This is a genomic window from Rummeliibacillus sp. JY-2-4R, assembly GCF_053847205.1.
The window spans coordinates 1,512,138-1,530,524 of sequence record NZ_CM132623.1 but is presented as its reverse complement, the minus strand read 5'-3'; the positions used below and the strand labels follow the sequence as shown (position 1 = coordinate 1,530,524).

Annotated in this window: 17 protein-coding genes; 4 read left to right on the top strand and 13 right to left on the bottom strand. The window is 35.5% G+C overall.

All coding sequences use genetic code 11. From position 1 onward, the window contains the following. The first annotated feature begins 212 nt into the window (after positions 1-212). Positions 213-899, top strand: a complete 687-nt coding sequence (locus ACWV26_RS07425; protein ID WP_455897709.1) for a Dph6-related ATP pyrophosphatase — start codon at positions 213-215, stop codon at positions 897-899. A 412-nt stretch (positions 900-1,311) separates the two neighbouring features. Here the strand turns inward: ACWV26_RS07425 and ACWV26_RS07420 are convergent, their stop codons facing one another. The 7 genes from ACWV26_RS07420 to ACWV26_RS07390 form a co-directional block, all read right to left on the bottom strand. Further along, complete coding sequence (locus ACWV26_RS07420; protein WP_455897708.1) at positions 1,312-1,506, bottom strand: cysteine-rich CWC family protein; 195 nt, start codon at positions 1,504-1,506, stop codon at positions 1,312-1,314. A 406-nt stretch (positions 1,507-1,912) separates the two neighbouring features. After that, on the bottom strand, positions 1,913-2,734 hold the full coding sequence (locus tag ACWV26_RS07415) for an aryl-sulfate sulfotransferase (RefSeq protein WP_455897707.1): 822 nt from the start codon (positions 2,732-2,734) through the stop codon (positions 1,913-1,915). A 54-nt stretch (positions 2,735-2,788) separates the two neighbouring features. Continuing rightward, the gene (locus ACWV26_RS07410; protein ID WP_455897706.1) at positions 2,789-2,998 is read right to left on the bottom strand and encodes a hypothetical protein; all 210 of its coding nucleotides are present in this window, start codon (positions 2,996-2,998) and stop codon (positions 2,789-2,791) included. A gap of 181 nt (positions 2,999-3,179) precedes the next feature. Then, entirely contained in the window at positions 3,180-4,307 is a 1,128-nt protein-coding gene (locus ACWV26_RS07405) for a zinc-dependent alcohol dehydrogenase family protein (protein ID WP_455897705.1), read from the bottom strand. Between the two features lie 13 nt (positions 4,308-4,320). Continuing rightward, complete coding sequence (locus ACWV26_RS07400; protein ID WP_455897704.1) at positions 4,321-5,754, bottom strand: aldehyde dehydrogenase family protein; 1,434 nt, start codon at positions 5,752-5,754, stop codon at positions 4,321-4,323. A 65-nt stretch (positions 5,755-5,819) separates the two neighbouring features. Beyond that, positions 5,820-6,653, bottom strand: coding sequence for an AhlS family quorum-quenching N-acyl homoserine lactonase (ahlS, locus tag ACWV26_RS07395; protein WP_455897703.1), 834 nt, complete (start codon positions 6,651-6,653; stop codon positions 5,820-5,822). Positions 6,654-6,756: 103 nt separating this feature from the next. After that, positions 6,757-7,851, bottom strand: coding sequence for a zinc-binding dehydrogenase (locus ACWV26_RS07390; RefSeq protein ID WP_455897702.1), 1,095 nt, complete (start codon positions 7,849-7,851; stop codon positions 6,757-6,759). Positions 7,852-8,896: 1,045 nt separating this feature from the next. On the opposite strand from ACWV26_RS07390, the gene ACWV26_RS07385 reads away from it, so the two are divergent. Next, the gene (locus ACWV26_RS07385) at positions 8,897-9,532 is read left to right on the top strand and encodes an MOSC domain-containing protein (RefSeq protein ID WP_455897701.1); all 636 of its coding nucleotides are present in this window, start codon (positions 8,897-8,899) and stop codon (positions 9,530-9,532) included. Between the two features lie 421 nt (positions 9,533-9,953). Here the strand turns inward: ACWV26_RS07385 and ACWV26_RS07380 are convergent, their stop codons facing one another. After that, positions 9,954-10,859, bottom strand: coding sequence for a DMT family transporter (locus tag ACWV26_RS07380; protein ID WP_455897700.1), 906 nt, complete (start codon positions 10,857-10,859; stop codon positions 9,954-9,956). Positions 10,860-11,010: 151 nt separating this feature from the next. Here ACWV26_RS07380 and ACWV26_RS07375 point away from each other — a divergent pair, with 151 nt between their 5' ends. Beyond that, entirely contained in the window at positions 11,011-12,384 is a 1,374-nt protein-coding gene (locus tag ACWV26_RS07375) for an aminotransferase-like domain-containing protein (RefSeq protein WP_455897699.1), read from the top strand. A gap of 302 nt (positions 12,385-12,686) precedes the next feature. Here the strand turns inward: ACWV26_RS07375 and ACWV26_RS07370 are convergent, their stop codons facing one another. After that, positions 12,687-12,887 (bottom strand): cold-shock protein, encoded by a 201-nt coding sequence (locus tag ACWV26_RS07370; protein ID WP_455897592.1) that lies wholly within the window; start codon positions 12,885-12,887, stop codon positions 12,687-12,689. 755 nt (positions 12,888-13,642) lie between these two features. After that, positions 13,643-14,671, bottom strand: a complete 1,029-nt coding sequence (locus ACWV26_RS07365) for a zinc-dependent alcohol dehydrogenase family protein (protein ID WP_455897698.1) — start codon at positions 14,669-14,671, stop codon at positions 13,643-13,645. Between the two features lie 189 nt (positions 14,672-14,860). Between ACWV26_RS07365 and ACWV26_RS07360 the strand changes: the two genes are divergently transcribed. Next, a complete protein-coding gene (locus tag ACWV26_RS07360) occupies positions 14,861-15,076 on the top strand; it encodes a DUF3006 domain-containing protein (protein ID WP_455897697.1) in 216 nt (71 codons plus the stop codon). 361 nt (positions 15,077-15,437) lie between these two features. Here ACWV26_RS07360 and ACWV26_RS07355 read toward each other — a convergent pair whose 3' ends face one another. The 3 genes from ACWV26_RS07355 to ACWV26_RS07345 all read right to left on the bottom strand — a co-directional run bounded on the left by ACWV26_RS07355 (position 15,438) and on the right by ACWV26_RS07345 (position 17,910). Then, positions 15,438-16,235 carry a fumarylacetoacetate hydrolase family protein gene (locus ACWV26_RS07355; protein ID WP_455897696.1) on the bottom strand — a complete coding sequence of 266 codons (798 nt, stop codon included), beginning with the start codon at positions 16,233-16,235 and terminating at the stop codon, positions 15,438-15,440. Between the two features lie 351 nt (positions 16,236-16,586). Beyond that, positions 16,587-16,769, bottom strand: a complete 183-nt coding sequence (locus ACWV26_RS07350) for a hypothetical protein (protein ID WP_455897695.1) — start codon at positions 16,767-16,769, stop codon at positions 16,587-16,589. A gap of 118 nt (positions 16,770-16,887) precedes the next feature. After that, a complete protein-coding gene (locus ACWV26_RS07345; RefSeq protein WP_455897694.1) occupies positions 16,888-17,910 on the bottom strand; it encodes an AI-2E family transporter in 1,023 nt (340 codons plus the stop codon). Positions 17,911-18,387 lie beyond the last annotated feature (477 nt).

The window sequence follows — 18,387 nt, the reverse complement described above, 5'->3', positions numbered from 1 at the left end:
AATTGAAATATCCAATTGTTGTTGATAATTATTCAACAATCTAGTCTTTTTTATAGAATTTCAAGTATTTTCAATCAGGATGCATAATAGCCTATATCTGTAAAGTCCAATCATGATAAAATCAAATAAACAAATAGAGCTATGGAAACTTAAATATAAAATATGATTATAGCTAATAATACTAGTCATTAAAATAAAGGGGAAATATATAAATGGCAGAATTAATGGATTGGAAAAATAGTGCTCATGGGCAAAAATTTGTAGCTTCTTTTAGCGGAGGAAAGGATAGTGTCTTAGCTCTATATAAAGCAATGATGGTTGGAGAAGCGGTTGGACTAATCGTCATGCTGGAGGAAGAAGGGAAACGTTCTAGATCCCATGGAATGCCTCCGGAACTCATACATGCCCAAGCTAGATCCATAGGTTTGCCCGTATATACTGCAGCTGCAAGTTGGACAGATTATGAAAAGGTATTTACACGTCTTTTAGAAAAGGTTAAAAATCAAGGAGCAGAAGTGTTAGTAACTGGAGACTTAGATATGCCAGCACATGGCTGTTGGCATGAAAAAGTTACAAAGTATGCTGGATTAAATCTTGGGATGCCCTTATGGGAAATGAACCATCATGAAGCTGTCGAAGAGTTCATAGGTTTAGGATTTGTAACGATTATTGTAACTGTAAATTTAACACTTGGAATGCGAGAGGACGATTTAGGGCGAACGTTAACTCATGAATACGTGAAGGAGCTTGAAGCTCGTGGGATTGACCCTTGTGGAGAAGGTGGAGAGTTCCATACCACTGTACTAGATGGGCCTATTTTTAAACATCCTATTCCTGTTCGTAAATGTAAGATTTTAAAGTACGGAGAATACGCCTTTTTGCCTTTGGAGCTAGAATAGAAACTTAATAAACAATTATAAAAATACAAATAGAAAAGTACGTTTTGAAAGATTGATTACAACACGCTGTTTTTAATTCATTTGAAACATCCTTTTATGAAATTTAGCGATTTTTGTGATTCTTGCTATACAGATAGCGAGAGAAAAGCCTAGATAGATTAGATCTTTATTTTTTGAAAATGGGAGACCGAATAAATAGATTTATGGATTCTAAAATTTTTTAAATATTCTATTATTTTAGAAGGGGATTTTACGTAATCTGGCCTTTAATGAAAATAAGTGCTGTTTCTTATTACAGAAAAGCGCCCGATTACGGATGATTATTGCAGATATTTTATTGAAGAAACGTACCCAGTTCGTTAAAGAAGTACCGTTTCTTCTATTTCTTGAATTCATTGATTCGTTCACATTTCTATATTTTATGCTCTTCTTTATATTTATTTAAACATTTTTTACATATACAATGTTTTCTTCTACTTTCTACAGGAACTAATTCAAAGATTTCATTAGGAAACTCTTCTGTATCACACCAACAGTTACCATGTTCACCAGCACCCGTCATGCACTCGTTTTCCTCTTTACATATAGGACAATATTTATTAGCCATTAACATTCACTCCTCAATCCTTTACAATCTATCTATATTTTACCATGTATATCCAGCCTTATTTAAACGAGTTGTTCAATTATCTAGACCTATTAATGGAAAAATCGATTTCCTTATTTCAAAAAGCGCCCGTTTACTTAACAAAGTCCCCCTATATTTTAAATAATCCCTTCTGACCCACCGAACGAAGCATATTTATAAACGTATTTCTAGGTGCTTATTCCCCTACCATACCATCATTATCTCGATCATCCATATATATATGGATATTACCAGTGTTATATTTAGGTTAGGTAAGTGAAACAGGTGAAATTAAAGCGCCCGATTGTTGAATATCCTCTTTCTTTTGTCTATCCCACCATAAGTAGAATTATTAATTAACATGAATGGTTTAAACATACTTTCTCTATTTTACTTTGCTTTTTTGTGTCCCCTTATTATCCCTAAATACCCTGTAAACGACACTTGTTTCCTGAGTAGGTAAATTGACAAACAATAATTCCTTATTATGTTTAAATGAATATTCATGGAAGGAGATTTCAGGATGTCCACCACCATAAGCAATGTCAAATATTTCATTTTCCTCATCGATTAAAGTGGCACTTCCTTGTGATTGGCTTTTTCTATATGGGCAAACATACTCTTTTACTTTTGTTGCAGTTAAACTTTTCTCATCAATCCAATATCTCATCACTCTCGCGTTATCGGTTGTACTTCCTGAATCATCAAATATAGTAATCGAATGATCGTAGTTATAACGGGCATCGTGTTGCATCGACGGAAGCATTTTTTCATCAATCCCATTAATATCGCAGCGCTTTTTTGCAAGCATCCACATAATGTAACCTGTTTTTCTGTCAATTTTCATGATGCCAATATGCCGAAATGACACGAATAGGTTTTGATCTCTTTCATCTATAAACATTGAATTTAAATGAGCATAATCAAGATATTTCTCCCCTGTTGAAGGGCATTCCGCTGGATCATTCATATAATGACTTAGTTCATAAAATTGCGGATAATCAATGGATTCCCAATGGAAAATGACTTCGTTATTTTTCACTTCTTGTATGACAATATTAAACACTTTATATGAACCAGGAGCGTTTGGAATATTGTCCACTGTATTTGGATAAGAAGTTGGAATGATATAATGTCCATCATCAATATAGACATAATCATGATTTTCCATTGGATAATCCTCTTTTAATCTTCTAGAAGCTTTCATTCTTTGACGATCAATTTCCTCAAATCAATAACGTTGTTTTCCTTTGATTCGATTCTAAATGACTCTTGCTGATAAGGAATCCGAAATACCACAGCCACGAGTACGTGCATCCATTACTACAACTTTGTTTACATTGGTATGCTCTCTTACCCGTACTTTTGCTAATAGCAACGACATTGGATTTGATTGGAATATATTTCGCCATTCTTTTGCACTGTAGCAGTGGCGAATAGATGAACCACCTCTGTTGAGCTTGAATTTCAAACGCTACTTTATCAAAAAGACCAGCGTGCTATTAATTCTCTCTACGAATCGATAGCATAAAGCCGAAAAATGTGTAGACTGGAAAGCAAATTTTATGGAGCTTGTTCGTATTTTCATTAGTGATGATTCTACAAAAGCGATGAAACGTTTCTCATTAACCGTTTCGGCGTTTAATAATTAATTAATCCATTTTAATAATAATACGTGAATTATCCCCTATTGCTAATAAATCAAAGCCCTCGTTAATCTCATCCAATGTAATAATGTTTGATAACAATTTATCTACAGGAAGTTTTCCTGATTTCATCATTTGCAAATAATGTGGAATATCTCTTAATGGTACACAACTTCCTACATATGAACCTTTTAATGTTTTTTCTTCTGCCGTTAACGTCACATATGGGAAAGAGAATTGATGCTCTGGGTGTGGTAAACCTGTTGTTGTCGTTGTACCACCGCGCTTTGTAATCGCATAAGCAACTTCCATTGCAGGAACCACACCTGCCGTTTCAAAGGCATAATCCACACCACCGTTTACATAAGCTTTCACTTGCTCCACAACATCTGCATCTTTTGAATTAAAGACAGCTGTTGCCCCTAATTCTTTTGCTTGTTGTAGCTTTTTATCATTAATATCAATGGCAATGACTTCACGCGCACCTGTCGCAATTGCTCCAAGTAAGGCACTCAAGCCGATACCACCTAAACCAACAACCGCCACTGTGGATCCTAGTTGTACTTTCGCTGTATTTACAACAGCGCCTACCCCAGTAATGACCGCACAACCAAAAAGCGCTAATTTTTCAAACGGTAAGTCTTCAGCTACTTTTACAAGTGAATTTTGTGACACGACCGCATACTCTGAAAAGGCCGATACACCGACATGGTGACCAATTTTTTCATCCCCTGCATGTAAGCGTACGCCACCACCAAGTAGTGTCCCATCTCCATTAGATTTTGCACCTGGTTCGCATAGTGCTGGACGGCCTTCCGCACACGGCACACAGTGACCACAGCTTGGTACAAATACACAAATTACTTTATCGCCTGGCTTAAAATTCACAACACCAGGACCAACTTGTTTTACAATGCCTGATGCCTCATGCCCAAGTGCCATTGGTAAGGGGCGTGGGCGATTTCCGTTAATTACAGACAAATCGGAATGACAAAGGCTAGCTGCTTTAATCTGAATTAACACTTCACCATCTTGAGGTGCTTCCAACTCAATTTCTTCAATGTGGATGGGTTTACTTTGCGCATATGGCTTTTCTACACCTGATGAGCGTAGAATGGCAGAACGAATTTTCATAGTGATGGCCCCCTTAAATTAGCTTGATGCCAATAAATTTCAAATCTGACATACCTTCAATTGCATAGCGTATACCTTCTTTTCCTGTACCACTTTCCTTCACACCGCCATATGGCATATGATCAAAGCGTCGTACAGAAGATTCGTTAATCCAAACGCCACCTGTTTCTAACTCTTCAGCGAATTTCAATGCACGATTAATATCCGAAGTAAATACGCCAGCCTGTAATCCGTATCCTGAATCATTGGCAGCTGCTAATACTTCTTCTTCTGATGTAAATGGCATTAATGCTACCATTGGGGCAAAGACTTCCATACAAACAACTTGCATGGACTTTGTTACATTTTCTAAAATCGTTGGCTCTAGAAGAGTACCCGCTCTTATACCGCCTGTTCGAATCGTTGCGCCTTGTGCAACTGCATCTTCAATCCAACTCGCGGCACGAATCGCTGCTTCTTCTGTAATCATTGGACCAAGCTGCGTCTTTTCATCAGCTGGATCTCCAACAATTAATGCTTCAACTTTTTGCTGTAGTAATTGTGCAAACTCCTCATATACAGCCTCTTCGATATAAACACGCTGTGCAGACACACATGCTTGACCAGCAAATGTGTAGCCAGCCATCGCAATTGTTGATGCCGCATACTCTAAGTTAGCATCGGCAAAAATAATATTTGGCGCATTGGACCCAAGTTCAAGCGTGACTGGCTTTTTACCTGCTAGTTCATGAATATGCCAGCCTACTTTTCCATTTCCTGTAAATGTTACTTTTTTTACAAAAGGATGCTTTACTAACGGTTCAACTAATTCTGTACCTGGACCTTGTAATATATTTAACGCGCCTGATGGTAGTCCAGCATCCTGTAATAAGTCATACAGTAAAATGGATGATAGCGGTGTTTTTTCTGCTGGCTTTAACACGATAGTATTACCAACGGCAATAGCAGGCGCAATCTTATGCAATGCTAAATTTAATGGGAAATTAAATGGTGTAATGGCTGCAATGACCCCTAAAGGGATGCGTTTCGCTAAACCAATTTGACGTTCACCTCCAATGGCACTATCCATTGGAATTTGCTCGCCTGCTAAACGCTTTGCTTCTTCACTTGCAAATTGCAATACTTGAATTGCTCGTGTTGCTTCGCCTCTTGCTTCATTAATTGGTTTTCCAGCCTCTAATGAAATCGTTTTAGCGAATTGCTCGCTGCGTTCTTCCAATAACAAAGAAGCTTTTCTCAAAATACGACTGCGTTCATGTGCAGGCATTTTTTTCATTGTTGTTTCAAACATTTGTTGTGCTATTTCAATCGCTTCATTTACATCTTCAACTGAGGCGCACGCGATTGTTGCGATGCGCTCTTGATTATATGGATTCAATACATCCATTATTTTGGCTTGCTGATCGATGCGCTGTTCTCCATTTAGTACAGACCCTATTTTTTGCATACTCTTCCCTCCGTTATGACGATGACATGACACCCTAAGTACTACTACTTGAGGTATGAAATTTATTATTCGTAATAACCTTCTGTCGATTTAATGAAGGACTTAAACTGTTCGGCATCATGACCAAACCAAATGTCAGAATCATTGCGCGTAGCAAAGTCTCGAATTCTTTCTACGGTAGCGTTGTAGCCAACGGAATCATATAAAATGCCTGGTGGTTTTACCGGTGGACCATAGCTCTCTGCTGTGTACAATGCATCGGACGCAAGTAGTAAATTCCCATGCCCTGGAAGTTCAATGTGTAAACCTAGCATGCCGTACGCATGACCTGGGCCAAAGTTAATAATTTTAATGCCATCTACAAGATCTACTTCTTTTTCATGAGCCTTAATTGTACGCCAGCGTAATTCCTTTTGAATCCATGCCATGACATCGCCCCAAATGTATGCGCCCATATCTCGCGTCATCGCAAATGTTTTCATAACATTTGTTAGCTCTGAATCATGCACGATTATTTCGGCATTTTTAAATAATTCTAAGCAGCCTGCATGATCTAAATGTAAATGCGAGGCAACGACATATTTAATATCTTCTGGACGAACTTTTAATTGTTCTAATCGATTAATTAAATAGCATTCTTCACTTTGGAATGCAGGGAATAATTGTTGTATGCCCTCTGGCCAACGCCCATCTTTTTTCATACCATCTGGGTTACAGCCTGTATCGAATAAAATTTTGCCTTCTGGGTGGTCAATCAGTACTGCATAAACTGGAAACTCGACAAATTCTGATGGTGGATTTGGATTTGTGATGTTTGCTGGATTATGCATCGCAATCATATAATTTTTATCCATTTTCATCGTACCTGTATCAAGAACATATACTTTTTTATTACACATTGTATTTCCTCCCATTTTCTTGTTTTTATTGTTAAAGACTTTATATACCAATCGCAGTGTGAGATTGGATCCACCATCACCACCTTTTATGGATTGGTGTTTTTCAAGTTGGAATAATGGTTGCACGTGTTACTGTTCGAGCTGCTGATTCATCCAATGCCTTTTTGATATCCTCAAAGTTAAAGCTTGCATCTAATAACGTTTCAAATGGATAGCGGTCTATATTGCGTTCTAAAAAATCGAGTGCTTTTTTCAAATACCATGGGTTATAACGTAGCACTGGAATAATTTGAATGGCTTTACGCGTTAAATAGCCTGGATCAAATGGCACCGTTTGTCCTGGCGAAATGTTCCCAATGACAATATAACGACCACCTGCTCGAATGTATTCAACCCCTTCAGCAAAAGCTTGTGGGACACCGGCTACTTCAAGTGCGACATCGACACCACGATTGTTAGTAAGCTGCATCACATGTGCTACACGTGCTTCAACAGTTGGATAATCCGACATTAAAATGACTTCATCTGCCCCAAATGCCCTCGCCTGTTCTAAGCGACTTTCAACTCCATCCATCACGATGACCTTTAGCTGTTTTTCCTTCGCAATAGCAATGGCATTCAGACCAAGTCCACCTGCACCTTGAATGAGGATTGTTTCGCCGGATACAACATTGCCCTGCTCTAACCCAAAATACACTTGGGATAATGCACAGTTTGCACTCGCTGCAACACTATTTGATACTGTATCTGGTACTTTATAAAAATATTGATCGGAATGAATATAATAATGCGTACCAAATGTGCCATGAAAATGAGGAGCTTGGTCTGTAGGAAGTCGCCAATATTTATAAGCATTTTCACATAAATTAAATTGCCCTTGCTGACATGGTATACATTTACGACAAGTTAAAAAGTAAGAACTTACAATTCGATCACCAACTTTTACTGGTGTGCCTGCAAAATCTGTTTCAACGCCTTCTCCTAACGCATGAATCTCCCCAATCATTTCATGGCCTAACGCACCACTACGAATCACGGGATGATGTCCCTTCCAAATATGTAGTTCAGAACCGCAAATATTCGTTTGAATAATTTTCACAATAACCGCGCCTGGTGCAGGATACACTAATGGATACTCCTTAAAAACTAATTCCATTGGCGACGTCATTTCAGCAACCTTTCCCTTTGTATCACACATTTGACTATTCCCTCCTCATTTTTCTGAAAGTTAATTATTTCTTTTTGTGCGGAAGCTAATGGCACTAAATCATTGAACTTATCTATAAAATCATGCTTAGAAGCTGATTTTCAGGATTTTCTTTTGGAAATGCACTTCAAAATATGCTTGTACCATCTTGCCAATGAATTTGAATCTTCGCACCCCATTAAACAAATTACTGAATTTTGCGTAATAAGTAATCCTCCTTTCTATAAGGGACGAGTACTATATAACTTATTCTTAATAATCTGTTTTAATAACTTCAATACACACTATGAAGCTAGCTAATTCCGGTAAGGATGGCTAGCGACTATGTGGTTATGATGTTTGAGACTGCAAAATTTAGCTATAAAACCCTGCCACGTTTTATGGAAACAGTGGAGTCACCATATTGTATTTTGTCGGAGTAATGATTATCATTGGTCTAGGCATGGGCTATGTGGCTACCCCGACAACCGTTATTCTCCAAACTTCAGTAGGATGGAAAATGTGAGGTGTGGCCACAGCTTCAAACAATTTTATGAAGTCAATTGGGCAGACCATTGGAATCTGTGTTTTCGGAACAATCTTTAACCATGGGATTGTCAAGTATATGAGGTTGAATACCTTTCAGCGACGAATCCTTACAAGGCAATTTCAATAGCCTGATTGCCAATGCACTGAAAACTTGCCAGATAAGACTGTCAATTACATTCAGCACACTATGGCTGGTGGGCTATACACCGTCTTTATCAGCATGCTTATCCTTACCATGTTAAATATGGTCGTCACATTCATCCTGCCGTCCCATAAAAAAAATCGTAGAGCAACAGAAATCCATTACAAAATAAATGAACTAGGACGTTTTCATAACGAGAAAAGTCAGCATAATCGATGGTCTTTTTTTCAATTAAAACACACTGTTGTTATAGACAATTCCTTCACATTCTATAAAGTATGTTAATTTTTTCAAGTAACACTAGTATAATAAAATGTATATTTGCATATTGATTTTGGAGTTCTGTAGAAGTGGGGTAAATTCAAATTGAATCGAAAAATTATTAATTTAGCTGTTGGAAAACCGAAGGAATACAATTGGAATAATAAGAGGGAATTTTCTGGAATAGGAAAATTGGCTGTAGAATCCTTTAAGGTGGAAAAGTCTATCATTGTTGGCGATGATGTTGCAAATCACAAATTTCACGGTGGACATGACCGTGTAGTGTGTTTTTATCCATTCGAGCATTACTCTTATTGGGAAGAGGTATTTCAAAAAAAGCTTATTCTACCTGCTTTTGGGGAAAATATTACTGCAACAGGGATGACGGAAGAACAGGTTTGTATTGGGGACATATATAAAATAGGGGATACTATTCTTCAAGTAACACAAGGAAGGGTACCTTGTGTTACTATCTCCAATTATAACGAGGAAAAACAACTTTTAAATAAAGTGATTGAAACGACTCTAACTGGTTACTTTTTTCGGGTATTGGAAGAGGGAACTATTATGTTTGATTCGGAAATAACTCTCTTGGAAAAACACTCAAAAGAAATATCCGTATCTTTTGCTACACAAATTCTTTTTCACCAAAAACAAGATAAAGCCTCCATTGAAAAAATATTGGCAGTTGATGCTCTTGCAAAGGACTGGAGGAATAGATTTCTAAAATTGTTGTTATGATTCTTCTATTGTGTCGAAAACTGTGGATAACACTTAAATCTAGCCTTAAAAGGAGGGAGTGATTAATTCCCTCCTACTGCTACCCCTAACGTGCTTTTTCGCGTTTTGCTGGTACTACCCCCATCATGAGGAATATCATATTAACTCATTATCGATTCCAAGGTAACTTATGATGTCCCATATTAGTATTCAATTACTTGTTTATCAAGACCTTTTTGGCTAATGCGAAATTGTGTTTCTTCAAGTAATCTGCCCTATAGTTAAGTTCAATCTTGCACAAACACCACACTACACACTAGCATTACTATAAGTATTCAATTTCTCTTGAGACTCTTCCGCCATAAAATGGCTCGATTGTAGAAGATTTTAATATTAAATAATTACCACTTTATTAACTAGTATAATAAAATCATATACTCAATCATGAAGAAACATTATTTTTATAATGTGACTCCTTCTTTATCCCGTGTACATTTTTTCCAATTATTACGCATATCACAACGATAATTGCTAAAACAATCGTTAGCCAAGTAATCGATTCTCCTAAGAATAATACAGAAAATCCAATCATTAAAAAGGGTTGTAAATATTGAACCTGCCCTACTCTTGCAATACCTCCTAATGACATCCCACCATACCATGCAACATAGGCTAAAAACTGACTTACAACACCTAAATAGAACAAACTTATCCAAGCCTCGAGAGGAGCCTGTAACATATTAACTGATACGCTAAAGCCAACAGGAATAATAAAAAACGGAGCGCCAATTAGTATAGCCCAAGCAATAACTTTCCAACTACCAAGCTCTTTTGATAGTTTTCCACCTTCTGCATAACTTAATCCCAGTAATATGACGGCTACAATTAGTGCAATATCTCCTTTTTGTAATTCCCCTAAACCTAAATATATGGCATACATAAGGACTGTTATAGCACCAATTATACTCGCAATCCAATAACGTTTCGAAGGTCGCTCACCACCACGCCACATTGCAAAACCGGCTGTGGCAAGTGGTAGTAAAGCTAGTTCTATTGCGCCATGAGATACAGGCAATGATTTCATTGCAAAAGTTGTTAATAACGGAAAAGCAAGTACAGCACCTACAGCGACAATAATTAAGCTTAAAAATTGTCTTTTATTAGGTAATGATTCCTTTTTTATGATAAAAAGAATGCTTACGATGATTGCTGCAATAACTGTCCTACCCAACCCAACAATTGTCTCACCAAAATAAGGGACAGCAATACTTGTAGCTGGTAAAGTAAGACTAAAACAAACTATGCCAATAAATCCTAATAGCATACCTCTTTTCATATTCTTTTCCATTTAAATTCCCCCTTCACAGGTATAAAAAAATATCCCATAATTATAATTAAAAGGATTAAGCTAATTAAACATGATTGTAATGAATATCAACTCTTTTTAAAACAAGATAATTCCCCATCTGTCATAGGACAGATAACTAAGGAGAGTATATATGGCAACAAAATATAGTGGAATTTTAGAATGGGTGAAACAACAAATTGAGGATGAGAAGTTAAAGACAGGAGATAAATTACCATCAATTCGGCTGCTCGCTGAACAATTTCAATGTAGTAAAAATACGGTGGTTAAGGCTTTACTCGAATTGGAAAAACAGCATATTGTCTATGCTAAACCTAAAAGTGGCTATTACGTAGTTGATTATTATCAAACATCAAATTACCATGAAATTGATATTGATTTTTTATCTGCTGGTCCAGATAAACGTATCATGCCTTATGAAGACTTTCAGCATTGTATCAATCAGGCGATTGACCATTATAAAGAACAATTATTTACTTATAGTGAGCAACAGGGACTTTTTTCTTTACGGAAGGAGCTTGCGAAGTATCTACAACATTTACAAGTGTTCACGAAACCTGATCGACTTGTCATTACTTCTGGATCACAACAAGCGCTTCATATTCTGTCCGTCATGCCGTTTCCAAATGGGAAAAAGAATGTATTAATTGAGCAACCTACATACTTTGGTATGATAGATTCCTTACAGTTAAATCAGATTACAACGTTAGGAATTGAATTAACAATGGAAGGGATTGATTTTGAAAGACTTGAGAATTTGTTTCGAACCAATGATATTAAATTCTTTTACATCATTCCAAGATGCCACAACCCACTAGGACATCATTACACAAATGAGGAAAAGAAAAAAATCGTTGCTCTTGCAGAAAAATACGATGTATACATTGTAGAGGATGATTACTTAGCAGAATTAGATACGGATTCAAAAGCAGACCCTTTGTTTGCGTACGGGCCCAACGAAAGAGTCATTTATGTTAAGAGTTTTTCGAAAGTATTTTTGCCTGGACTACGTATTGCTACAGTTGTACTCCCTGAAAAAATGATTCCTTCCTTTATTCACAATAAATTTAGCGCTGATTTCAATACATCGCCACTTTCACAAGGAGCATTAGAAATCTATTTAAAAAATGGTATGTTTCAATATCATTTAGAAAGCGTAAAAAAATTGTACATAAAAAAAATGAATATATTATTAGAAGCTTGTTCATTGCATTTACCAAACTATGTACAATTTACAAAACCAAAAAGTGGTTTTTATCTCACGATCTTCTTGCCTTCCCATATGGATGTCGATAAATTGATTTATCTGCTACATGAAAAACATATATATGTAGACAATGCTTCAAGAACGTACTTAGCCGAAAACAAACGGAAAGCAATTCGACTTAGCATTTCACAAGTAAATGAAAACAAAATCCATATCGGTATTCAACAATTAGCTACTTTTATAATAGATATGTGCGAAAAAAAGAAATACAATCTACTCGCGTTTAAACCCTATCATTAAAGTCGATAAGACTTCTAGCTTAATATAACAGAAAGGATTAACTTTTTTAGTTTGAACACTGCTAAAAAGTTTCGAAATTGATATTCCTTAAAGTAGTTATTCTACAATATGGCCGTTTGTTGAATAAGAGCTAAAGATAATTCTTCATCTAGTCCGCCCTATTAGTTGAAGAAAGAATGAAAAAGGCTACCTTTAATTATTTTAAGATTAAATTTGGAGTGTTGAACTAAATAAAAAAGAGGAACCTTTTCGGAAGGATTCCTCTAGTTTTTTAGATAATTCTAAAACTCACTATTTAAAAATTAAAGTTTTACAATATTTGCAGCTTGTGGTCCACGTTGGCCTTCTTCAACGTCGAATTCAACTTTTTGACCTTCGTCTAAAGATTTGAAACCGTCGCCTTGGATTGCTGAGAAGTGAGCGAATACGTCTGCTCCGCCTTCGACTTCGATGAAACCGAAACCTTTTTCTGCGTTAAACCATTTTACAGTACCTTGTGTCATTTAAATGACCTCCAAATAATTATTAATATATAAGCTTTTTAAAAGAAAAAAATTCACATATTACAAAAAGTACCGAACAAACACGATTACTCTTTGTAACATGTAAATTCAATATTTTACTTAAAATGGATTTTATTAGCTTAATTATATACCGTAAATACACATTTGTCTAATTTTATTTTAGCTAAAGAAACATAAACAATCCCCACTCAATTTATTGGTTGAGGGGTTTATTGTTAAACAGTATCTTATATTAAAGCACTACTTGAAGAAGCAAAATTATATTTATTCCACAATCGCGCCCTATAATTGAATAACAAAATATTATCTCAATCTAGAAATTCGAACTTTTTTTGTACCAACTGGACTCAGATGCAAATGTACAAGGAATATTATTAGTAATGCAATATCCAAAGAATGAAATTCCTAAATCATCAGAGTTCGTAAAGAAAAATAAAGAGTGTAATAAACCTATCCTAAAAAGATCCTTTGTTGTAAATGGTATAAAACGGATAAAAACAATTTGATTTTTCTAATAATTTTACCACGTCAAGATATTGAGATATTGGAACGTTTAATTAAGCTTTCCTTTAGTTTAAGAATAATCCTTAGCACACTCTCTAGATATTAACTTATAAATTCTCACTTTCTTCAATGGTGTTACTCCACAATCTGGCTCTTCAATGAAAACGAGCGCTGATTCTTATTACAGAATCGCGCCCGATTGTTGAAGATTATTCTTAAATTAAACTTCTTTAAAATAAGTACTCTTTACTTGAAGAAGAATTCATACAATAACTTGTTAGAAATACTTTCCCTTTAGTTATTTTAGAAGATTCAACAACATCAATAGCCTTTTTTACATCCGATAAGTCATACTGAGAATCTACCATCATTAAACGTAATTTTTTATCAGCTAATAGCCTTATTAATTGATTAAAAGTTTCCTGCCATTTATCTGCTGAAACATTTTTATTCCAATTCCGTAAATGAAATATATTAGCATTCACTTTGGCTTTATTTACAATATCGGCCCAGTTTACTTGTACCCCTGATAAAAGACCAATAGTTAAAAAGTTCCCATTAGGGTGAATACAAAAAGCCAAGTCACTTCCAGATGAACCCCCAATGGAATCAATAGCAGCATCTGCACCCTTTCTATTTGTTAATTCCATAACTGTTTCGTGGAGTGGAAATTTAGAAGTATCTATTACATAAGAAGCGCCGAGATGAAGTAAATCTTCTGTATATTTATTATTTCTCGTCACTGCAATCAATCGAAAACCTAAAATCTTTGATAATTGAGCAAAAATATGCCCAATAGCAGATCCGCACGCATTAACCAATAAAACATCATTCGGTCTTAAGTTTAATACTTCCGTACAAACCACCCATGCTGTAATTGGATTTATATACATCTGCGCTGCCGTAAAATCATCAATAGTATCAGGTATGCAAACTGCATATTCTACTGATGTTTTAACGAATTCTTGCCACGTACCTTCCCCACGTAAAGGTAATACACGTTTACCAATTAGATTTTTAGATACTAAAGGACCTATTTCTTCTACAATACCTACTCCTTCATAACCCGGAATATTAGGTAAAGAAATTCTGTGAGCATACGATCCTCTAATCGGTATTAAGTCAGAGGGATTTATAGGGCGAGCTAACATACGTACAAGAACTTCATTATCTTTTGGTGGTTCAATGGCTTTATATTTAACTTTTAGCACATCTTTAGGACTACCGAATTCGTAGAATTTAATACTTTTTGCTTTCAAAACCATTAGTCTCCTTAATCAAAGTAAATTTATTTAATTATATCACCTTCAATTAACGACCTTCAGCGTTACTTATTCTATTTAACAGCCTTTAATTGAATTGCGCCCGATTATGGAACTGATAAAAATGGCAATGTTGTATTTACACCAACTGGAACAAAAATCACTGTAAAGGTGGCCAAAAAGTAGATGCAAAGAGGGATTATTAATCAATTCGAAGGTGACTTAGCTGTAATTGAGTTTGATGATGGTATGAAAGATATCCATAAATCATTATTGACTAAACAAGCGACATTTGGTGATATGTTAATTTTTGAAGGTAATCAAATCTCAATCGATTATGAAGGGAAAAATATATTAGCTAAAGAAATCGAGGATTTAGCTAATGAATTATTTGATGACTAATTTTAGTTGCATCTATTTTAAATAAGGCAAAGATCCCCTCTTCCACAATCGGTTGAGGGGTTTACTGTTGAACGGTATCTTTTATTAAAGCACCGTTAGTTGAAATTCAACAATCGCTTCCTATTACTGAATAACCATCATTTAAAATGGTGCTCGTCTAATTAGCTCATTAACCCTTATCGCAGCTAAAATAGTAGGTACAAGTAAAATAAAGCTGTCAGTACTAATAAACCCCACTTCTTATTTTGTTTAAAATTTATTTCATTATAAACAAAGAAAGGCTGAAGTTAATTTTGAAATCCAACTCATACAATGGTGTTTTAATTATTAAAACATCATAAGTTTATTGAGATTATTGTTTCTATTTTACATAGTTAAACAGTTTACCAATATACTCTACTTCAACCACTACAGTATCCCCAGACTTCATTGGACAACTTCCAGAAGGGGAGCCTGTCGCCAAAATATCACCCGGCTCAAGTGTCATAACCTTTGAAATCCAACTGATAAGGAAAGGAATCGAAAATGACATCTGATTAGTATTTCCCTCTTGAACGATTTTCCCGTTTAATTTTGTAACAATGCTTAAATTAGTTGGATCTAAACCCTTTACAATACACGGACCCAACGGACCAAAGGTATCAAAGCCTTTTCCACGCGTAAACTGAGGATCACTTTTTGTTAGATCTCTTGCCGTCACATCGTTAAAGATTGTGCAGCCAAAAACATAATCTAATGCCTCTTCTTCTTTTATATTTTTGCCACGTTTTCCAATAACAAGTGCCAATTCCCCCTCCATTTCTACCTGATTCGTTAAATCACTTGGCGGAAGAATAATTTCACCATGCTCTGGAATAAGAGAAGTCGTCGGTTTTAAAAACAAAAACGGTTCTTTAAGATTGGCCTTTCCCCCAGTCTCATTTGCGTGTTCAGCATATGTCCAACCAAAATTAATGATTTTTGAGGGTATTACTGGCTCTAAAATCTTAACTTCACTATATTTAACTCTAGTTCCATCATATTTTAGCTCATCCTTTACAATTTCAGTAAAATCACTAGATAATTGTATAATTTCATCCCCTTCAACAATTCCGTAAGATACTTTACTGTTAGGTTGATGATAACGAACTATCCTCTGTGTTTTATGTGGTACTTGCATAATTGTATCAACTCCATAATTTATTAAATGAATATTAAATTTCACCAAAAATGGATTGTATAGAGTGCATCTGGTGACATATAATCAGGGCCTGTTAGCTTAGGTTAAATACATTTCTTCATAAATTATTAGCTGGTTAGTTCAATAACTATAAATCTGGAACAGTGAAAGGCTTGCCGAATACTTTATCGGTCAAGCCTTTTTATAATTAACTGTTTAAAGTAGAAGCACTTTTTTAAAATATTCCTGTCGTTTTGCACATGATACAATGGCAGGACCTATTAGTAAAACAAAAGAGTTGATAAAACTACGTAGTGCATTAAGCGTTGTCGATTTCTTCCAGGTATTTGTTTAGTCATATAACGGCAGGCTTTGAAAAAGCGTAATGGTTATAACTAATGCAGATTGAGTTCCTGCAGACATAATGTTATCATTTTCCGCCAGTTTATCTGAAGGTTTCACAGCCTCTCGAGACATCGTAATCCACATAGCCATAGATACTTTAGCTAAGATGAAAATAACCTCTTTAGACACATTTGACACCTCAATAATTTATATTAATACCCTGCATAGAATTTACCACTAGAGGCACCCCATGGTTGTCTTCAGAGGAGAAGGTTGAGAGAAAAAATAAACAACAATATATGATTTCTCAGGCATTTTTTTCTTTTGTTTGGATATTAAACAAATCTAAAAGGAACATTAATAATGGGATCCCCAACAACAGACCCCATGTTCCCAAGAAAAACTCCGAGATAATCAAGGTTAAAAAAGCCAGAAAGATAGGCAATTTTGTTGCTTGTGCCATCAATCTTGGATTGAGTACATAGCTTTCTATGGCGTGGAGCCCCAAAACCATAACCACAATCCAAAGTACTTTAGGTATTCCGCCCATCGTAAACGCAATAATAGCTAGTGGAATGAAGGAGATAATCGCTCCTACTACAGGAATGAGACCGAAGAAGAACATCATAAGTCCAAGACCAATTATTTGATGGAACCCAAGTATTGCAAGGAAAATCATAGATAAAACCGCATTAATCAACGAAATTAATATTTGAACTTGCAGTATCTTACCAAAGGTATTGGCAAAATTGGTTCCTAAGTATTTGTAGTACGAATAAAGAAAACTGATTCTGCTCTTTTCTAGCTTCTTGCAAAAATCCCTGATTTCCTTTTTTCCACTTAATAAGAAAAAGCTTAAAATAAACGCCATTATCAACTGAATACTAAATTCACTGACATGCGGGATAGCTTGGAATATCGTGGTAACAGCGCCTTTTGTGTAGGACTCTAAATGTAGCCCTTTCAAGACCCCTTCTACATTTGGATTGATTTGATTTGTATATGTTTCTATATTAAATGAAATGAGTTTATGGGCGATTCCTGTTAATTCCTTTGCAGAACGGTTGATATAGGTGGCTAATCCGAAAACAATAGCAAATAGAATCACGGCATACATTCCAATTGTAACCATCTTCTCCTTTATTGGAATTATTTTCGATAGGGATTTATAGAGAACTTGTTGTAGGCTGTTCAAGAGATAAGAAAAAATAAAAGTCAATAACAACAAATTTAACAATCCTCTGATACTCCACAATATAACGATCAACAACACCAATGCAAATACCTTTTTTACAACTTCTTCTTTAAAAAAAGCTTTCAAGTGATCCATTTTTTTCCTCATTTCTAAAGGAATTATTTCACTTTCTCTTTTTTGAATGGCTCTGAAAGAAAACCATATAAAAAGAGGGGTGTATCGCTCCTCAAATATCTTTCTATTATATACATTTTACCATTCTTATTATTGAAATACCTATTTTCTGTTAACGTTAAAAACCAGCTACAACGCATAAAAAAGGCTGCCACAAAACCACCGATGTTAAACTTAAATTAAAGCGACCTTTTGTATTATAAGGTCAATCAGAAACATCTGGTTGACTATTTTTTATTCATTCATAAATTGATAGTAGCTGGTGTAGAACGTTCTCGCCAATGGGTCCTAATCCCGACCATTAAACTGTTCGCCCTCTGCTTGTTAACTCATGATTAGGATGGTTGGGACATTGAGATCACGTATAACAAGCGATGATAGAGGTTACCGGTCAATCCACTACATTAAGTGGAGATATAAATGAATCCAGTTGCTTTT